Genomic DNA, 433 nt, shown 5'->3' with positions numbered 1-433 from the left:
CATGACTGGGGTGAAGTCGTAACAAGGTAACCCTAGGGGAACCTGGGGTTGGATCACCTCCTTACCTATACGACTAACTCAATACCTAAAAGTGCAGCGATGCATGTGAGTGTTCACACAGATTACTTGATAGAAAGAAAGAGAAATTACGTTGGGTCTGTAGCTCAGCTGGTTAGAGCGCACCCCTGATAAGGGTGAGGTCGGTGGTTCAAGTCCACTCTGACCCACCAAATCTTCATTTTATCTGCGTTAATTAAATACTCGTTTAGACTCTTGTAATAAGAGAGTAAACGTCGCATTGAATTAACTTGTTAAAATTCGATTTGGCTTCGCCAATCTTATGATTGGATACTTGATATTTATCTCAACTGCATGTAAATGGGGCTATAGCTCAGCTGGGAGAGCGCCTGCCTTGCACGCAGGAGGTCTGCGG

At 44.6% G+C, this 433-nt stretch carries 2 tRNA genes and 1 rRNA gene (1 of these 3 running past the window's edge); all 3 read left to right on the top strand.

The features are described from left to right. A 16S ribosomal RNA gene (locus tag V7783_RS21060) occupies positions 1–64 on the top strand; the annotation flags it as partial. 89 nt (positions 65–153) lie between these two features. Beyond that, positions 154–230: transfer RNA gene (locus V7783_RS21055), tRNA-Ile, on the top strand. Between the two features lie 150 nt (positions 231–380). Beyond that, positions 381–433 (top strand) — tRNA-Ala (locus V7783_RS21050) (it continues 25 nt past the right edge of the window).

The organism is Pseudoalteromonas sp., from assembly GCF_036960685.1.
Classification (GTDB): Bacteria; Pseudomonadota; Gammaproteobacteria; order Enterobacterales; family Alteromonadaceae; genus Pseudoalteromonas.
The sequence above is the reverse complement of the archived record's forward strand: the minus strand, read 5'-3'. Positions and strand labels throughout refer to the sequence as shown.